Genomic DNA, 16,209 nt, shown 5'->3' with positions numbered 1-16,209 from the left:
AAGGGGTTGACTCAAGAGATTTGTTTTGAGCAGCCTCTTTGTTGTTTAGCTGGTTTATAGGTGAATTGTGATTGACTTCTATTTCGCTCATAATAGAACACAGGAAGCTCATCAGGAATAGAAAGGCGATGACAGGTTATGAGCAATCAGCATTTGAATCAACTTAATGGGATAAAAGCAGGCTTCATCTACGCGCATCCGGATGACGAGACGTTTATGAGCGCGGCTGTAATCCGCCGACTGGCGGACTCGGGAGGGGATCCTGTCCTTCTCGTTGCTACGCGCGGAGATGCAGGCTTTAAGAACGGAGATTATGCTCATGCTACGCGCGAGGAGCTTGGGGCAATCCGTGATCATGAGATGGCGGAAGCGGCTCAAGTGCTCGGCTTGTCTGTCGTCGAGCAGCTCGGATATCCGGATGGCAAGCTGGGCGAGGCAGATGACCGGGAGCTGATCTCCCGGATCGAAGCATTCCTGCAGAAGCATGAGGTTGAAGTCGTATTTACGTTTCCGCTGGACGGGGGCAACGGGCATCCCGATCATGTTGCGATCTCGCGCGCCGCGACAGCAGCCGTAACAGGCTTGAAGTGTCCGACCGTACACACGATGTACTACGGTTACTTCAATAAAGCCGAAGGGGGAGGACAAGCCCCTGAGTTGATTGTCGAGACGGCTCCATATTGGGATGCCAAGGCTGCGGCGCTGCGTGCGCATGATTCGCAGAAGTATTCGATCAATCACCACTTTGGCAGCCTGGATCAGCCTCGTGAGGATCGCAAATACGAAATGTTCGTCACAGGCTGGAAGCGCAGCTAGAGGCGCGCAAGGAGAAGCTAAGAGGTGAAACGGATATGCAGGAAATACAAGGGACGTTAATAACGACCGCATCGTTGCAAGAGGATTTCGTTCGGCTAGGGCTGCGACCGGGTATGACGGTGATCGTACACGCTTCGTTCAAGTCGCTTGGGCAGTGGGTGGCAGGCGGCCCGGTTGCGGTTATTCTCGCATTGGAAGAGGTGCTGGGGGAGAGTGGGACGCTCGTCATGCCGGCACATACCGGCGATTTGTCCGACCCGTCCGGATGGGCGAATCCGCCTGTTCGCGAATCGTGGTGGAAGACCATCCGCGAGCAGATGCCTGCCTTTGATCCGGATCTGACGCCGACCTACGGAATGGGAATTATTGCCGAATGCTTCCGCAAGCAGCAGGGCGTCTTCAGAAGCAGCCATCCGCAGGTATCCTTCGCCGCTTGGGGGAAGCATGCCCGCACGATTACGGACAAGCATTCACTCGCTTATTCGCTAGGAGAGCACTCCCCGCTTGCTCGTATTTATGATGTTGACGGCTGGGTGCTTCTCCTCGGCGTAGGGCATGCGAACAATACGTCGCTGCATCTTGCCGAGTATCGGGCCGGCTTCAAGTCGAAGAAGGAGCAGGTTTGCAAGGCACCGGTGCAGCAGGATGGCGTCCGGTCATGGATCGATTTCCAAGACGTGGACTTCGACTCCGACGATTTCGCCGTCCTGGGAAATGCATTCGAGCGGGAAACAGGGCTATTCCTGCGGGGCAAGGTTGCGGGGGCGGACACGCTGCTGGCCAGACAAAGAGATCTCGTAGATTATGCGGTACGGTGGCTGGAGGCTAACCGGTGACAGGTAACAGGGCAGAGCTTGGCTGAACACGGAAGAAGGCGACAGCCCTAAGTGCAAACGCGAAGAAAGCAAATAGCAGAATCGCATGAATATTTAGCATCTTTGTTCATTCAATTTAGCGCCGTAAACTCCTATACTGAGGTTAATTAAGCACGAACTCATCCTTAAATTAATAGGAGGATTCCATATGTCGAATACGTTGCGAACACTTACGGAAGAGCAGAAGCGATTGTTTGATACCGAAGGCTATGTGATTGTGAAGGGGCTGTTCTCGCAGGAGGATCTTGCCGTCATCGAGAGCACCTTCGAGGTCATGAGCGAACAGACGATTCCGGGCTATTTCGAACCGGACCTCAGCCCCTCAGGCGTCGAAGATCCGCTGAAGCGTTATCCCCGTGTTATGCACCCTCACCGCTTCAACGAAGCCGCGATGAAGTATATGCTGCACAAGCCGGTGATGGATATTCTGGAGGATCTGTTTGGCGAAGGCGTGCTGGCTGCCCAGAGCATGTTTTACTATAAGCCGCCAGGCTCACGCGGCCAGGCGCTCCATCAGGACAACTTCTATCTGCAGGTCGAGCCGGGCAACTGTATTGCTGCGTGGACGGCTGTCGATGCGGCGGATGAAGAGAACGGCGGCTTGCTGATCGTGCCGAGGACGAACGAACACGAAATCGCCTGCCCGGATCTGGCGGATGCGAATGAATCGTTCACCACGCATTACGTGAAACCGCCGAAGGACCGTAAAGCCATCCCGGCAATAATGGATAAGGGAGATGTGCTGTTCTTCAACGGCAACCTTATTCACGGCTCTTACCGCAACAAGTCGAAGGACCGGTTCCGCAGAGCCTTCATCTGCCATTATGCCAACGAATCGGCTACCCATATCTCAGGCGGCTACAAGCCTCTCTACCGGGCGGACGGAACGATTGCAGAACGGGAAGACAGCACCGGCGGCGGTCCTTGCGGCATGGAATTCGAAGTCGCATACCCGCATTAACGACGAATCATCTTATGAAGTCCAACAAGCAGCAGCTGCTGCTTGTTGGACTTTTTTTTTGGATCTTCCAGCTGGAATTCCTTCATCCCAAGGCGCCGCGCGTACGTACAAAAGCTGCACAGCTCTGTGGTTCTTCGATGCTGCCATGCAACCTTCTCCTCTTTCAATCGTCTAATGAGGTATAGGAAACGAATGGGTGGGATGGAGCGATGAGAAGTAAGTTTGCTTTTCGTTTACTGCTTGGCTTCCTGCTATTGGCCTTGACCGGTTGCGTGAATAACAATGTGCGTCCGGATGATAAGCCGGCTGCGTTTCCCGCCATCAAGGGTATCGAGTCGATACAGATTTTCGATGACAAAACGTCGGCGCGCATTGCATCTATTGATGATTCTGCCGAGATCGCCGGTATTCTGACGGAGTTAAAGACGGCCAAACCATCCTATTTCGACGATCCTGAATACGTTGGAACGCTGCTGCGTGTCGAGATGAAGGGCGAGAATAGGTCAAAAACCTATTACATCAATGACCTGCGGGAGGCGGCATCCAGCTTAAGCGGTAAGATTTATTCGGAATCCAGCGCTGAGCGGAGCGATGTATGGAGCATCTCCAGCAGCTTAATCCAGCGATTCTACGGCGTATCGCCTGATGCCTCAAGGCAGCAGGCCCCGTACTTATATATCCAACTGCATCAGGAGAGCGGCGCGATCGTCGTGGAATCCAACCGGCAGATTTCTCGTAAATCGGTTCGTGAATCTATGGAGGCTTCCCTTCGTTTGATTGAGATTGATGGCGGGCTGCCGTTCGGCTATGAAATGGATTGGAACGATGACCGCCGCCGTTTCGTGATCCGTACGAACGGGCTGGAAGCGGGCGAATCTGTACGGTTTCGGTTAGACGCCGCGCACACGACTTCAGGCGAATCATATGCAGACGATTCACAGCCGTATCGGAATACGGTTCAGCTGACTGTGCCGCCCAAGCAGAATCAGATACGTTTGATCCATGCATTAGAAGGGACGGAGCAGGTAACTTCAGCGCAGGACACGCCGCTGGTGCAGGCTGTGCAGGTTCAAGAGAAAGCAGGGACGCTGCCATATGTACTTGTCCATGGCAAGCAGGGGAGTCATTCCTTGCTTCCAATAGATGGCGGAAGTCCGTATACGATTCAAGTGAAGGAATGGCCGGACCACGGGAAACCGTATGGCAATGATTATGGCGGGGAGCTTCTGTTCTCCGACCGGTTTCACGCGGATAAGACTTATGCCGTGTATGGCAACCGCACCCTGTATGAAGTGGCCTGGAGAGCGGGCAAGGCGCGTAAGCTGTATGATTCGCCCGAGCCTGTCTACGGTGTTGCTTCATCGCCGGATGGCAAGCGCATCGGGCTTCTCGTGGCATCGGATGAATTCATGGGGCCGATGGCCGACCTCGTCGTTCTCGATACGAACGGCAAGAAGCTGAAGCGATGGCCGGATGCTGGCTTCATGTCCCATAGCGACGGCTTTCTGTTCGGTTACCTATGAGCTGGAACGATAACAGCACGGTAGCGGCTCCGCTTGTCGGCATGGGAGACATGGTCAGGGGGAAGGCGATCATCGATGTGAATAAAGGCACCGTGCGCAAGGTGAAAGACTTTGAACTGCCCGAGGCTGCCGCAGATCTTCTTCGGCGCGAGGTTGGGAATTCGGTAGAAATGATACGTATTCTGCCGCAGCCATCGCTGGAGAAGGTTCGGTACATGGCCGTACAGACGGCGGAGTACGGGATATGGCTGATCGATGCGCAGAATGATTCGGCGGATTGGGTCGGCGTCGGGTTTCTTCTCGGCTGGGCAGATGGACAAAGGCTTGCGGTCTGGGATACCGGCGAGCAGAAAGGACTGGGTGATCAGGAGCAAACCGCGCCTCCGCCTTACTTTCTGGCTCCTTAACCCCATGACGATCATGTTGCGTTGGCAGCAGCTAATGGAAAGGGTCTGGAGAAAAAGGGAAAGGAGGGGCCCCAGGACCCCTCCCTTCTCTCGTTATGCCGGCTTACGGCATGTTGCGTCCGCGCTGGCTCGTGTACAGCTTATACCATTCCTCGCGCGTAAGACGAAGCGTGGCCGCGTCCTTGCAAGCGCGAATCCGTTCCGGATTGACCGTGCCGATGACGGGCTGGATACCGGACGGATGCGTTGTCAGCCAGGCGAGCACAATGGCTTCCGGTGTCGTATCCTTCTGCTTGGCCATCTCATGGACAAGCTTGGCCGTATTCACGGTATTCTCGTCGCGGCCTTCCAAGGAGCCTCCGGAGAATACGCCTTGTGCAAGCGGCCCCCAGGACTGCAGTTGAATGTTCTCCAGCCTGCAGTATTCCAGCGTCCCTTCGGGGAATATGCTGTCGCGGGCGGCATCCTGATTGATGTGGATTCCCTGCTCGATGAAGCCGTTCTTAAGCAGGCTCAGCTCCAGCTGATTGACGATGAACGGCTCGTCGCAATAGGCCTGCAGCAGCTTGATTTGGCCTTGGCCCATATTGGATACGCCGAACCAGCGGACCTTGCCCGAGGCTTTCAAGCGGTGAACGGCACTGGCCACCTCTTCCGGATCGACCAGCGGGTCGGGACGATGCAGCAGGAGGAAATCGATGTATTCCGTGCCCAGCCGCTCCAGAATCCCGTCGACGCTGCGAAGAATGTGCGCTTCCGAGAAATCGAACCGGTGCGGGTGATCGGGACCCTCTTGAAAGCGGATGCCGCACTTGGATTGAATCAGCACCTGCTCGCGAAGCCCCGGCCGCTCCTTCAGCACCTGGCTGAATACCCGCTCCGCTTTGCCGGCGGCATAAATATCGGCATGGTCAAACATATTAATGCCGATTTCGAGGGCGGCATCGACGGCTTCATGCCCTTGTTTATAATGCTCGGCGGTAAGCGGGCTTTGATCCCAGCCGCCGCCAAGCCTCATGCATCCCAGGACGAGCTGGCTTGCGGAGATCCCGCGTTTCTGTAATGGATATGGTTTCATGAGTGCAATAAACCTCCGATAGATAGAATTAGGAAAGCAGTTTTATTATAGACGCTTCCAGCCGCATGCATAAAGTAGTGAAATATTTGATACGTAATGTGTCTATGGATAGCTACTTCCCTCTACTATAGCGGCTTGGCACGATGATAGAAGCGTTAACCGCCTGTCTCTGCGGCATAGACGTATTGTGGAGCAAACTTGACGTAGTTGTGTTACACAGGTAGGATGGAGAATGTTGTATTTTGTAGGTTGTTATTAAATTATTAGGCGGCTGGCGATCTAAAGCTGCGCTTAAGGGGTAACAATGGTAGTAGCAGGTCTATACATAGAAGAAAACATAGGAAGTTTGTTGAGGTGGTTTGATGAGTAATGAACGGCCAACGCTTGGCATTGTCGTGCCGTGCTATAACGAAGAAGCTGTAATCAGGGAGACGATCACCCAATTGAGCGGGGTCTTGAAGGCGTTGATGGAGGAAGGTCTCGTATCGCGAGCAAGCTTCCTCATGTTCGTCAACGACGGAAGCCGGGACCGCACTTGGGAGCTGATCGCGGAGAGCCAGAAATCGAATCCGCTCGTCTCCGGGCTCAAGCTTTCCGGCAATGTCGGGCATCAGAACGCGCTGCTGGCGGGCCTCATGACGGCCAAGGAGCATGCCGATTGTGTCATATCCATCGACGCCGATTTGCAGGATGACGTGAAGGCGATCCGCGAATTCGTCATCAAATATTCGGTCGAAGGCTGCGAAATTGTTTACGGGGTCCGCCAGAGCCGGAAGACGGACACCTTCTTCAAGCGTACGACTGCGCAAGGCTTCTACCGCTTCATGGAGCGGATGGGCGTGAAGGTCACGTACAACCATGCCGATTACCGGCTGATGAGCAAGCGTGCGCTTAACGAGCTGGAGCGGTTCAAGGAAGTCAACCTATTCCTCCGCGGCATCGTTCCGATGATCGGCTTCAAGACGGGAATCGTCTTCTACGACCGGCTGGACCGGTTCGCAGGGGAATCGAAATACCCGCTGCCCAAGATGCTGGCGTTCGCCTTCGAAGGCATCACCTCGCTTAGCGTACGTCCGATCCGGCTCGTGACGATGATGGGATTCGGATTATCGCTGGTCAGTTTAGCTGCGGTCATCTATGCCGTCGCGTCCAAGCTGCTGGGCAACACGGTATCCGGCTGGACATCGCTTATTTTATCCGTCTGGTTCCTCGGAGGCGTGCAGCTGCTGTCGCTGGGATTGATCGGGGAATATGTCGGTAAAATCTACAAGGAAGTCAAGCGCAGACCGCTGTACATCGTCGAGACGCTGCTTATGCCGGATACGCTGAAGCAGGCGGAGGTAGAATCAGGTCCGGCGCGCGTGCGAAGCTTGAACGTTCAGCCATGAAATGGCTCGAGCACAGCTTCGTACGCTTCGTCATCGTTGGCGTAGTGAATACGTTGATCGGCTTGTCGGTAATATTCGCCTGCTTGAATCTGGCGGGTCTGGGCTATTGGCCGTCGACGATTATCGGGAACGCTGTCGGGGCTGTGAACAGCTATGTCATGAACAAACGGTTCACGTTCCAGTCGAAAGCCAGCGTCTCCAGCACGCTTTGGCGGTTTATGCTGGTGACGGTTATTTGTTACGTTGCCGCCTATTGGATTAGCGCCCAGGCCGCACGCTGGCTGATCGCACCAGTATTTCCGCAGGCAAGCGAAGCGGCATTGAACAATGCCGCAGCACTGATTGGCAGCGGCTTGTACACGGTCATGAATTACGCAGGTCAGAAAAAAATGACGTTCGGCAAGAAGAAAGAGCGAACGATAGAGTGGGAGAGCGAGCAATGAGAAGGTTAGTCACGGTTGAATCGGCAGCCGTCGTTGCGGCGGCTTGCATTGCGATATATATATTGTTTATCGGGCCATTCATTGGCGTTGCCGATAACGGAGATTTTCTCCGTATTATGGGTACGGTCGGATTGAATTATTACGATGCGGCGGAATCGTTCGAGGACCGGTTCTTCGGGTACGCCCATGCGAACTTTGCCTATGACTCCTTCTTCCAGGGAGCCTACGTATCCACGCAGATAATTCTCGTCTTTATTGCTCGGTTCGCCGGCATGATCGCGAATAGCGACGCGTTCGATATTCGCGTGCTTGGCGCGATCTATACGTTGCTGCTGCTGGCTGCGGTATATCTGATTATTAGGCACAACAAGACGGAATCGCGCGTGACCGGCATCGTCCTTGCGGCATGCATCGTGTTCGTATTCTGCGATATCGCCTATTTGGCCTACTTCAACTCATTCTTTGGCGAACCGGTCTCCTTCGTCTTCATGCTGTTAACGTTCGGTCTGGGCTTATGGCTGACGCAGCAGGAGCGTCCGTCGAACAAAGTGCTGGTGCTCTTTTTCGTATCGGTCGTGTTTCTGTCTTTCTCCAAAATCCAGAACGCGCCTATCGGCGTCGCCTTCGCTCTGATCGGTCTTCGATATATGAGCCTCAAGCGCGATATGAAGTGGCGCAAGATCGCCATGTGGTTCTCGATCGGGATTTTCCTTACCGCCGTTATTATGTATATAACTGCTCCGAAGGATCTGAAGCATATTAACCTGTATCAGACGGTATTCTTCGGCATTCTGAACGGCTCGCCTGACGTGGAGGGGGATCTCGAGGAGCTTGGGCTGCCGGACCGGCTGTCGGTATTGGCGGGCACGAACTTTTTTCAGACCGATACCGCCATTAAACAGGACGATCCGTCATTGAAGGCGGACTTCTATGATCGCATCTCGCATACGGACGTGCTCCTGTTCTACCTGAAGCATCCCGGACGGCTGATCGATAAGATGGAATACGCGGCTTCCAACGGGATGAGCATCCGGCCGTATTATCTTGGCAATTATGAGAAGGCGGAGGGCAAGCCATCCGGTACGCTATCGATGACATACAGCACATGGAGCGAGTTCAAAAATAAATATTTGCCTAGATCTCTGCTATTTATCGTCATCTTCTACGTCCTGTACTTTGCTGCTGCGCTGTTTGAATATATGCGGCGGCCTTCGGTGCGGGAGCGAATCGCAATCGAGCTGTTCATGCTGATCGGGCTCGTCGGAATATTCGCCTTCCTCGTCCCCATACTCGGAGACGGACAGGCGGATATGGGCAAGCACCTGTTCCTGTTCAACGTAAGCTTCGATATGATGCTCGTAACGGCTGTTGTGTGGGTGGTTTATCAGCTGGCCTCTCTGAAGCGCAGCAGAAGACGGAGCTATTACTACTAAGCTAGGGCGTATCCGCGGTTTTCGCGTCGATCGTACGATTGCGGATGCTGCCGAATTTTCCTGCAAGAACCCTTTCCGCGATGGAAGAGCTCGACACTCTTTCGCCGGGGAGGGTTCTTCGTCTTTCTTTGTCCTTATTTGGGAAGAGGCGTCCGAAATTGTCGTAACATGATACAATAGAGAAACCTAACCGGCTGGCAGGGATAAGGCATAGCCTTGCGTGAATACAATTTAGAGGAAACACCTGAACGTGCGGCTGTGTGGGGCTGCAGCATACACTTGGAAATATAGAAGCAGTCGGGTTAGTAACGTAAAGGGTGCTTCCGGCTTCCAATGGATGCGCGGAACGAGGCACCGTAATGACAAGTTTGGCAGTGGAGGTAGAAGGATGGGACTATTCTCGTTTCTTAAAGGGCAATTTATCGAGGTCATCGAATGGCTGGACGATAGCGGATCGATGGTATACCGTTTTCCTGTTTACGATAATGCGATTAAGATGGGCGCCAAGCTGATCGTGCGCGAATCGCAGGCGGCCATATTCGTGAATGAAGGGCAAATCGCCGACGTATACGGTCCCGGCACCTATACGTTAAGCACTCAGAACATGCCTTTATTGACAGCTTTGAAGTCTTGGCCGCATGCGTTCAATTCGCCGTTCAAAGCGGATGTGTTCTTCGTCAGCACAGCCAACTTCACGAATTTAAAATGGGGAACGACCAATCCGGTCATCATGCGGGACGCCGAGTTCGGCATGGTCCGGCTAAGAGGCTTCGGGAGCTATTCGATACGGGTGACGGATCCCGCAGTCTTCTTAAGAGAACTATTCGGAACGAAAAGCGATTTCACAACCGATCAGATTTCCGGGTTTCTAAAGTCGATTATCGTCACCGGAATCAGCGATCTTATTAGTGAATCCCGGATTCCTGTGGCCGATCTGGCCGCTTCCTACGAAGAGCTGAGCGTTAGCGCGGCCCAGCGGCTGCAGCCTCATCTTCAGGCGATGGGACTGTCGCTCACGCTGCTGAGGATCGAGAACCTGTCGCTGCCGGAGGAAGTCGAGCGGATGATCGACCGCAAGTCGTCGATGAACATTGCCGGCAACCTGGATCAGTATATGAAATATCAAACGGCGGAGGCGATCCGAGAGGCGGCCAATAATCCGGATTCGGGCGCAGCCGGCACGGGCGCAGGTCTTGGTGCAGGAATGGCCATGGGGCAGATGATGAGCCAGATGATGAACCGGATGGCCGAGCCTCAAGCGCCGGCCGGGGATCAGCGCCATGCAGCCGGGAACGGGCAGGCAAGCAGCGGCACGGGAAGCTCGAACTCAAGCTCAGGCCCCGCCACAGGGAAAAAGTTCTGTTCCGAATGCGGCGAGCGCCTGGCGGAGAATGCGAAATTTTGCTCCAGCTGCGGCACCAAGGTGTAGCGTATGACGGTGGAAGCGACGACCAAGTCTAAGACGCCGGTCTCGTTCCCTTGCTCCGGCTGTGGCGGGCCCATGCTATTCGATTCCGGCAGCCAATCGTTGAAATGCGAGTATTGCGGCAAGGAGGATCCGATCGAGAACTCGGATCAGCTGCCCATCGAGCATGACTTCGATCTGCGGGAGACGGACGGCCCGGAGCTGACCGATTGGGGGATGCGAACGCAGACGGTCCGCTGCGAACAGTGCGGCGGGGAAAGTCTTATTCCGCAGATGGAGACCTCCGCGCGATGCGCCTTCTGCGGTTCGCCTAAGGTGCTTGTCGAGGAAGCGGCGGCCAGCATTCGGCCGGAAACGATGATTCCGTTCCAGGTTACCTTGGAACAAGCGACAGCTTCCTTCCATGCCTGGAAGAAGAAGCGCTGGTTTATCCCTAACGAGTTCAAGAGAGGGAAGATTATCTCCCGGCTGACGGGCATCTACGTTCCGTATTGGACGTACGACTCGGAGACAGCCTCCGTCTATTCGGCGGAAAGAGGCGATTACCATTACCGGAACGAAACAAGGACCCGGGTCGTGAACGGCAAAACCGAGACCTACACCGAGCGGGTTCGGTATACGGTCTGGCGAAGAGTAGGCGGGCATTACGACTATTCGTTCGACGATATTCTCATCCCGGCCTCGGTCCGGTACGACGGGGGCTTGCTGGAGGATCTCGGCAACTTCGATCTAAGGAAGCTGACGGGCTATAAACCGGAATATTTGAGCGGTTATACCGCAGAGAGGTATTCCGTTACGCGTCAGCAGGGCTGGCAGAAAGCAAGGAATAGAATCAACGAAACGCTGCGCGCTAACATCCGCGAGGAAATCGGAGGCGACGAAATTAGAAGCCTCAACATTCGCACCCAATACTATGACCGGACTTATAAACATATGCTGCTTCCGGTTTGGAACGCGAATTACACCTATCGCGCCAAGCCTTACCGTTATATGGTGAATGGACAGACTGGCCTCGTATCGGGAACCGTTCCGCGCAGTCCTTGGAAGATTACGTTCTTCGTTCTGCTGTGCGTGATCGCAGCCGCTGCGGCATTCCTCTTCTTCTCGCAGTACAATGGCTAGTTGTTGTGGAGATTAACACCTATCAGAGCTTCCAGCTTCAAAGAAGACCTCCGGTTCCACCGCCTAATGCCGGGCGATGGGACTGGAGGTCTTCCGTTTCAGTTCCGGTTATCTCGGCTCCCCTTGATCGGTCAGGATGATCGGGCCGTCTTCCGAAATCGCAATCGTATGCTCGTACTGCGCCGACCACTTGCCGTCTGCGGTTCTGGCTGTCCAGCCGTCCGCATCGATCGTCATCCTGTACGTGCCGACATTGATCATCGGCTCGATGGTGAATACCATGCCTTCCTTGAGGCGGAAGCCTTTGCCGGGTTTGCCGATATGAGGGAAGTTTGGCTCCTCGTGAAGCGATTGGCCGATTCCGTGGGCGAGCAGATCGCGCACAACGGAGAAGCCGTTCGACTCCGCATGCGTCTGGACGGCATGCATCACATCGCCGATGCGATTGCCGACCGCAGCCTGTTCGATTCCGAGGTACAGGCATTCCTTCGTCACCCGCATCAGCTTCGCGGCTTCCTCGGACAAGGTGCCTACGGCATACGTCCAACCAGAATCCCCGACCCATCCTTCATAATCGATTACAATATCGATGGTAACGAGATCGCCGTCCTGCAGCGGCGCATCGCCCGGAAATCCGTGTGCGATCACGTCATTGACCGATGCGCATGTCGCGTACTTATATCCATTGTATCCGATCGTAGTCGGATTGGCGCCCTGCTTCCGGATCCACGATTCCGTGAAAGCGTCGATCTCTCTTGTCGTTATACCCGGCCGGATCAGCTTGGCGATTTCCCGATGGCAGGCGGCAACCAGCTCTCCGGGCTTTCGCATAAGTTCAATTTCTCGCGGTGATTTTAAAATAACCATCATCAGGCCCCTTCCTTCGGTTGAAATGCTGCGAGCAGCAGGGCTATAGTTCCCTCGACATCCATCGCCATCTGATGACGGTGAATATGGAGGCCGGCGCAGCCAATGAGCGCTCCAAGAACATAATTGGCCTCATGGTCAGCGTCACGGATCGCGCTCGGTTCGTAAGAACCGCGGATCGCGGCAACAAGCGGCTCATAGAGCTCCGCATCGAAACGTTCGCTAAGCTGATCGGGCATTCGGCCGCCTCCGGGGATGGAGAGTCCGTTCTCGGCAACCGATTTATACAAGAAGAAGACAGACGGATCATGAAGCCACAGCTGAAGCAGGCGGATACAATAGCGTTCCAGCTTATCGTTAGTCGCAAGGCCCCGTTTCATACCCGGAGAGAGCTCCTCTTCCACCGCATCCTTCGCAGCTTCGAAAGCATGCCACAGCAAATCGTCGAGCAGCTCATGCTTGTTCTTGTAATAATGATAGACGGTCCCGTATCCGAGCCCGGCTTTGAGCGCAACGTCGCGAATTTCAATGGCGAGGCCGCGTTCCAGCAGCATATCGGCAGCCGCGCGAATGATCTGCAGCTTCCGCTTTTCCCGTAATGCATCGTTCTGTTCCTTGGTGCGTGGGCACATCTTCAGCAACACCTCTTTTTTAGACCTGCTCGCATGTCAATTTAAAAATACAGCATTTCATTCTTGAATGCAAATGTTCTTCGCTCATTTTCAGAAGCGGCGGTAAAAAGAGCCTGCACTTCCGGCACGGCGGAAGCTGCAAGCTCATTGTACATCATCATGGCGGTCCTCATCCTGCTTGAAAAGTTTCAATCCAACTCGTCCGTTTCGTCTTCATGGTCTGCAAGGACGCGCTTTCGGATTGATGCTCGGTTTGCAGCTGATTGACGATCGTTCGAATTCGATGTATAGCATCAAGGACTTTATCATGCGCATCGCGTATTCTTCCTTGGACGATCCAATCGGAAATCAAGCCGTCGAACCAATAATCGGCCATCTTGAGCATCGAGCTGATATCCACCTCGATGGCAATGCTGCGCTTCACATCCGCCAGCTCGTCGCGGAAATTCAAGAGCTGGTGGTTCGCATTATGGATGAACTGCTTCGCATCGTCGACATGATTATGCTTGATATGGGTGCTGACGAGGCCCCCGTTGGCCCACATATCCCATTTGCCCCAATTCTCCGCTTTCTCCAAGCTGGCCGATGCATCCTCTAACGAGCTTAATACGCGGCGTCCTGCCGTCCATGCTTCATGAAGTTCCTTCACGAGGATGGACTGATCGCCGATCTGTTCCTCCATCTCCGTCAGCGCATGGGTCGAAGAGTGGGAACTGCGGAGGAACGCTTCTCTCTCTAACAGCAATTCGTCATATTCGCGCTTGGCATTGCGGTAATGTGACAGATCGTCGCTGAAGCGCCTCAAGTCCGACTGCGTATCGGCGAGCGTTTGCTTCGCTTCCTGCAGCTTGAGCGCCGCGGATAACGCCTGCTGCCGTTCCATCTCCAACTGCTCCGTCTTGCTGCGTAGAATGGTATGAAACAGATTCGTCAATGACATCCGCGTCAGCTTATCGACGTCAGCTTGTTCGTCTTCCAGTTGAATCTCCAGCTGAATGACCTGACGCTCCAGTTCCCGCACCCGCTTCTGCAGATCCTGTATTCTTCGTTCTGCCTTCTGCAAGCGAAACAGCCGCTCCTTGGCATCGCTTAAGCGCAGGTGAAAGGAATTTGGCATTAACGACCCCTCCGTTCGATAATTTGGCTAACGAAGCTTCATTCGCCTGTAATCAAGTACGCTAAAAAGCTGGAAATGGTTGCGGTGGAGGGGGAATTTATTATCATGGCCTGCCCTTGGCGTTATTCATCCGAATGAAACCTTCGTACTTTGAAACAAATCAAAAGACCGGTCATAAGTTATAACCGGTCATGAACGGAATACAAGTTAGTAGCTTCCACGCGGGATGTTTCCCCATTTGCGTTCCCATTGATGGTATTTTTCCACTGAATCCGGGGCGATTGGGCTTCTCGCTACGAAACCCTGTGCTTTGCCGGAAAGGGTTGCATTCGGAGTAGCCTCATAACGAATGTCCATGGACCAGCGAACGGCATCCGAACGATTCGGGAGTGCGCGATGAGGCAGCAGCTGTGTGAAGCAGAGCGCATCTCCCGGATCCATCTCGACGGAGATCGGCCTCAATCTTCCCGCGTCCTCCTTGCTTAAACCGAGAAAACCCGTCTCCTCATCGTCGTGTCCGCTCAGCAATGTGTCGGTGAAGAGATCCGGCCCGACCTGCAGACAGCTGTTGTGCTCCGTTACCTTCTGCAGCGGAATCCAGATGGAGACCACATGCACATTCTCAGCATCTCGATAATACTGTGCGTCCTGATGCCATGGAGTATCCGTCCACTTCTGATCGGGAAGCTTAAGCCGACAATTGAAGATGCCGTGAGCGGACAATTCATCCGTACCCAGCAGGTCAGCTGCCAGATCCAGGAGCCGAGGATTCGCGAGAAACGAATACATATCCGGCCCGACGATATCTCGTCTTGGACTCCGCATGTACTTAGGCCTGCCGGCGGCATTCCACAATGTAACTAACCGGTGTTGAAAATCGAGATCCGGGAGCTTGTCGTCGATCAGACCCTTCTCCGCCCATTCGTTGATTAGCTCGTCTACCCAGCGGGAGATGATTGATCGGCCAAGATCGAGCAAATGCTGCGGTATGACTTGTTTGGCATGCAGATAATGATGGGAACGATAAAAATTGACGTCGGAAATGCTCAGTATACGGTTCATATACATCCCGCTTTCGTTAAGAATGAGTGATTCATATTCCAAAGTATCAAAAGGAAAGAGGGGTGAACATGACGAATAGAACACAATACTTAACCATTTGCACGGAGGATTTGCCATGATTCGAAATTTACTCAGCATCCCTGACCTTGGCGGCACGCTGCTCATTCACGGCTGTCATTATGCCTCCGTTGAAGCCGAGTGGTCCTACCGCAAGCATCATCATGCCTCATTCGAGCTGCTGCATTGCGTGGATGGGGCTGCTGTAGAATGGATCAACGGTCAAGCGGTTAAGCTATCCGCCGGTGATTGGCTGTTTCTGGGCTCGGGAGTTCTGCACAGTACCATCACGGAACCAAGCGCGCCATTTTCATATTTTACTTTACATTTTGATATGGATGATATGACGATTCGGGAGGAGCTAAGCCAGAGGGATTATATATTGATTAACCCGACACAATCCAGGCTGGCAGGGCCGTTGTGGGAAGAACTCGAGCATTTGTTGGCTGCTGGGCCGGAATTATTCGACGATTCTAAGAGGGAGGGGGCTGACCTGTCAGATCGGCTTCCTGCGGCAGCCCGCAAATTGTCTATTCAAGCTGTCATTATTCGTATGATCGTAGAACTGCTTGGAGTGATGGAGAAGTCGCAGCCGAAGCTGCGCAAGCAGGCAGCGACGACGTCAGAGCTTGAACTGGCACATGAAATTGAGAAGCGGCTTCACGCAGCCGTCTTCACATCCGACACGATTGGCAGTATTGCCCGTCAGCTCTTTATTAACCGCAACCGCTGCGGACTCGTCTTCCAGAAGGTTTACGGTATGCCGCCGCATCATTATTTGAGCCTGCTGAAGATGAAAAAGGCTAAGGAGCTCATTCTTCGCACGAATGCTTCGCTGGAGGATATAGGCGATCAATTAGGCTTCTCGTGCGCAAGCAGCTTCAGCCGTCAGTTCAGGCGTTGGACGGGGTATGCGCCTATTCAGCTGCGTAAATCAAAGCAGAATCCCGCGGCGCGGAATGCTTATGGGAGGATAGAATAACAACAATCGTTGGCAGAGAT

General features: G+C 53.9%; 16 protein-coding genes. 11 read left to right on the top strand and 5 right to left on the bottom strand.

Annotated features, from left to right (window positions below; translation table 11 throughout):
- The first annotated feature begins 138 nt into the window (after nucleotides 1-138).
- From L1F29_RS26330 to L1F29_RS26310, 5 genes are all read left to right on the top strand, one after another.
- Nucleotides 139-816: a PIG-L deacetylase family protein gene (locus tag L1F29_RS26330; protein WP_258384997.1), complete on the top strand. Its 678-nt coding sequence runs from the start codon at nucleotides 139-141 to the stop codon at nucleotides 814-816.
- Nucleotides 817-851: 35 nt separating this feature from the next.
- Complete coding sequence (locus L1F29_RS26325) at nucleotides 852-1,652, top strand: AAC(3) family N-acetyltransferase (RefSeq protein WP_258384996.1); 801 nt, start codon at nucleotides 852-854, stop codon at nucleotides 1,650-1,652.
- Between the two features lie 187 nt (nucleotides 1,653-1,839).
- Nucleotides 1,840-2,652, top strand: a complete 813-nt coding sequence (locus L1F29_RS26320) for a phytanoyl-CoA dioxygenase family protein (protein WP_258384995.1) — start codon at nucleotides 1,840-1,842, stop codon at nucleotides 2,650-2,652.
- A 209-nt stretch (nucleotides 2,653-2,861) separates the two neighbouring features.
- Nucleotides 2,862-4,175, top strand: coding sequence for a hypothetical protein (locus tag L1F29_RS26315; RefSeq protein WP_258384994.1), 1,314 nt, complete (start codon nucleotides 2,862-2,864; stop codon nucleotides 4,173-4,175).
- Nucleotides 4,172-4,582: a hypothetical protein gene (locus L1F29_RS26310; protein ID WP_258384993.1), complete on the top strand. Its 411-nt coding sequence runs from the start codon at nucleotides 4,172-4,174 to the stop codon at nucleotides 4,580-4,582. Before L1F29_RS26315 ends, L1F29_RS26310 begins: the two co-directional genes overlap by 4 nt.
- 103 nt (nucleotides 4,583-4,685) lie before the next feature.
- On the opposite strand, the gene L1F29_RS26305 is transcribed toward L1F29_RS26310, so the two are convergent.
- On the bottom strand, nucleotides 4,686-5,660 hold the full coding sequence (locus tag L1F29_RS26305; protein WP_258384992.1) for an aldo/keto reductase: 975 nt from the start codon (nucleotides 5,658-5,660) through the stop codon (nucleotides 4,686-4,688).
- A gap of 362 nt (nucleotides 5,661-6,022) precedes the next feature.
- On the opposite strand from L1F29_RS26305, the gene L1F29_RS26300 reads away from it, so the two are divergent.
- The 5 genes from L1F29_RS26300 (at nucleotide 6,023) to L1F29_RS26280 (ending at nucleotide 11,472) form a co-directional block, all read left to right on the top strand.
- Nucleotides 6,023-7,048 (top strand): glycosyltransferase family 2 protein, encoded by a 1,026-nt coding sequence (locus tag L1F29_RS26300; protein ID WP_258384991.1) that lies wholly within the window; start codon nucleotides 6,023-6,025, stop codon nucleotides 7,046-7,048.
- A complete protein-coding gene (locus L1F29_RS26295) occupies nucleotides 7,045-7,491 on the top strand; it encodes a GtrA family protein (RefSeq protein WP_258384990.1) in 447 nt (148 codons plus the stop codon). Before L1F29_RS26300 ends, L1F29_RS26295 begins: the two co-directional genes overlap by 4 nt.
- Entirely contained in the window at nucleotides 7,488-8,924 is a 1,437-nt protein-coding gene (gene wsfD / locus L1F29_RS26290) for a glycan biosynthesis hexose transferase WsfD (RefSeq protein ID WP_258384989.1), read from the top strand. The genes L1F29_RS26295 and wsfD overlap by 4 nt, the downstream gene beginning before the upstream one ends.
- A 388-nt stretch (nucleotides 8,925-9,312) precedes the next feature.
- Nucleotides 9,313-10,353, top strand: a complete 1,041-nt coding sequence (locus L1F29_RS26285) for an SPFH domain-containing protein (RefSeq protein WP_258384988.1) — start codon at nucleotides 9,313-9,315, stop codon at nucleotides 10,351-10,353.
- 3 nt (nucleotides 10,354-10,356) lie between these two features.
- Nucleotides 10,357-11,472 (top strand): TFIIB-type zinc ribbon-containing protein, encoded by a 1,116-nt coding sequence (locus tag L1F29_RS26280; protein ID WP_258384987.1) that lies wholly within the window; start codon nucleotides 10,357-10,359, stop codon nucleotides 11,470-11,472.
- A gap of 108 nt (nucleotides 11,473-11,580) precedes the next feature.
- Here L1F29_RS26280 and map read toward each other — a convergent pair whose 3' ends face one another.
- From map to L1F29_RS26260, 4 genes are all read right to left on the bottom strand, one after another.
- Entirely contained in the window at nucleotides 11,581-12,339 is a 759-nt protein-coding gene (gene map, locus L1F29_RS26275; protein ID WP_258389812.1) for a type I methionyl aminopeptidase, read from the bottom strand.
- Between the two features lie 2 nt (nucleotides 12,340-12,341).
- A complete protein-coding gene (locus L1F29_RS26270; RefSeq protein ID WP_258384986.1) occupies nucleotides 12,342-12,971 on the bottom strand; it encodes a TetR/AcrR family transcriptional regulator in 630 nt (209 codons plus the stop codon).
- Between the two features lie 169 nt (nucleotides 12,972-13,140).
- On the bottom strand, nucleotides 13,141-14,088 hold the full coding sequence (locus tag L1F29_RS26265) for a hypothetical protein (RefSeq protein ID WP_258384985.1): 948 nt from the start codon (nucleotides 14,086-14,088) through the stop codon (nucleotides 13,141-13,143).
- A gap of 207 nt (nucleotides 14,089-14,295) precedes the next feature.
- Nucleotides 14,296-15,150 (bottom strand): phytanoyl-CoA dioxygenase family protein, encoded by an 855-nt coding sequence (locus L1F29_RS26260; protein WP_258384984.1) that lies wholly within the window; start codon nucleotides 15,148-15,150, stop codon nucleotides 14,296-14,298.
- A gap of 115 nt (nucleotides 15,151-15,265) precedes the next feature.
- Between L1F29_RS26260 and L1F29_RS26255 the strand changes: the two genes are divergently transcribed.
- Nucleotides 15,266-16,189 carry a helix-turn-helix domain-containing protein gene (locus L1F29_RS26255; RefSeq protein ID WP_258384983.1) on the top strand — a complete coding sequence of 308 codons (924 nt, stop codon included), beginning with the start codon at nucleotides 15,266-15,268 and terminating at the stop codon, nucleotides 16,187-16,189.
- Nucleotides 16,190-16,209 lie beyond the last annotated feature (20 nt).

Source organism: Paenibacillus spongiae, from assembly GCF_024734895.1.
Classification (GTDB): Bacteria; Bacillota; Bacilli; order Paenibacillales; family Paenibacillaceae; genus Paenibacillus_Z; species Paenibacillus_Z spongiae.
Note: the sequence above shows the minus strand (reverse complement) of the source record. Positions and strands in the feature narration are given on the sequence as shown.